Raw genomic sequence first — 1,937 nt, 5'->3', positions numbered from 1 at the left:
GCTCTTTAACAATCAATCAGACAATCTGTGTGGGCACTCGCAGGACACTTCACTAAAATATTATGTGAAAGTCTTGAAGAGTGACAACAGTTAATTCATACGAACTAACAGTAAATTCTTTGAGCACCGCTTCTTCGGAAGCAGCATCAAACTTTAAATTGAAGAGTTTGATCATGGCTCAGATTGAACGCTGGCGGCAGGCCTAACACATGCAAGTCGAGCGGCAGCGGGGGGAAGCTTGCTTCCCCGCCGGCGAGCGGCGGACGGGTGAGTAATGTCTGGGGATCTGCCTGATGGAGGGGGATAACTACTGGAAACGGTAGCTAATACCGCATAACGTCGCAAGACCAAAGTGGGGGACCTTCGGGCCTCACGCCATCGGATGAACCCAGATGGGATTAGCTAGTAGGTGAGGTAACGGCTCACCTAGGCGACGATCCCTAGCTGGTCTGAGAGGATGACCAGCCACACTGGAACTGAGACACGGTCCAGACTCCTACGGGAGGCAGCAGTGGGGAATATTGCACAATGGGGGAAACCCTGATGCAGCCATGCCGCGTGTGTGAAGAAGGCCTTCGGGTTGTAAAGCACTTTCAGCGGGGAGGAAGGGGACAAGGTTAATAACCTTGTTCATTGACGTTACCCGCAGAAGAAGCACCGGCTAACTCCGTGCCAGCAGCCGCGGTAATACGGAGGGTGCAAGCGTTAATCGGAATGACTGGGCGTAAAGCGCACGCAGGCGGTCTGTTAAGTTGGATGTGAAATCCCCGGGCTTAACCTGGGAACTGCATTCAAAACTGACAGGCTAGAGTCTCGTAGAGGGGGGTAGAATTCCAGGTGTAGCGGTGAAATGCGTAGAGATCTGGAGGAATACCGGTGGCGAAGGCGGCCCCCTGGACGAAGACTGACGCTCAGGTGCGAAAGCGTGGGGAGCAAACAGGATTAGATACCCTGGTAGTCCACGCTGTAAACGATGTCGATTTGGAGGTTGTGCCCTTGAGGCGTGGCTTCCGGAGCTAACGCGTTAAATCGACCGCCTGGGGAGTACGGCCGCAAGGTTAAAACTCAAATGAATTGACGGGGGCCCGCACAAGCGGTGGAGCATGTGGTTTAATTCGATGCAACGCGAAGAACCTTACCTACTCTTGACATCCAGCGAACCCTGTAGAGATACGGGGGTGCCTTCGGGAACGCTGAGACAGGTGCTGCATGGCTGTCGTCAGCTCGTGTTGTGAAATGTTGGGTTAAGTCCCGCAACGAGCGCAACCCTTATCCTCTGTTGCCAGCACTACGGGTGGGAACTCAGGGGAGACTGCCGGTGATAAACCGGAGGAAGGTGGGGATGACGTCAAGTCATCATGGCCCTTACGAGTAGGGCTACACACGTGCTACAATGGCGCATACAAAGAGAAGCGACCTCGCGAGAGCAAGCGGACCTCATAAAGTGCGTCGTAGTCCGGATTGGAGTCTGCAACTCGACTCCATGAAGTCGGAATCGCTAGTAATCGTAGATCAGAATGCTACGGTGAATACGTTCCCGGGCCTTGTACACACCGCCCGTCACACCATGGGAGTGGGTTGCAAAAGAAGTAGGTAGCTTAACCTTCGGGAGGGCGCTTACCACTTTGTGATTCATGACTGGGGTGAAGTCGTAACAAGGTAACCGTAGGGGAACCTGCGGTTGGATCACCTCCTTACCGAGTTGAAGTTGCCTGCGTGGTGTCCACACAGATTGTCTGATGATAAGAAAGAGTCCAAAGCGTCTTGCGAAGCTGACAAGTGATGTCCCCTTCGTCTAGAGGCCCAGGACACCGCCCTTTCACGGCGGTAACAGGGGTTCGAATCCCCTAGGGGACGCCAATATGACTGACGGTGGGTGAAAGACACGGTCAACGCTAACCTAAAACTGATTAGAGATAGTCAGGTTTATGTTATCT

General features: G+C 53.4%; 1 tRNA gene and 1 rRNA gene. Both read left to right on the top strand.

The annotated features are described in order from the left end of the window. Positions 1-155 precede the first annotated feature (155 nt). Positions 156-1,697 (top strand): 16S ribosomal RNA (locus tag DDA898_RS00435). A gap of 87 nt (positions 1,698-1,784) precedes the next feature. Then, positions 1,785-1,860: transfer RNA gene (locus DDA898_RS00430), tRNA-Glu, on the top strand. Positions 1,861-1,937 lie beyond the last annotated feature (77 nt).

Origin of the sequence: Dickeya dadantii NCPPB 898 (assembly GCF_000406145.1) — a bacterium.
Classification (GTDB): Bacteria; Pseudomonadota; Gammaproteobacteria; order Enterobacterales; family Enterobacteriaceae; genus Dickeya; species Dickeya dadantii.
This window is presented reverse-complemented; position numbering and strand designations above follow the sequence as displayed.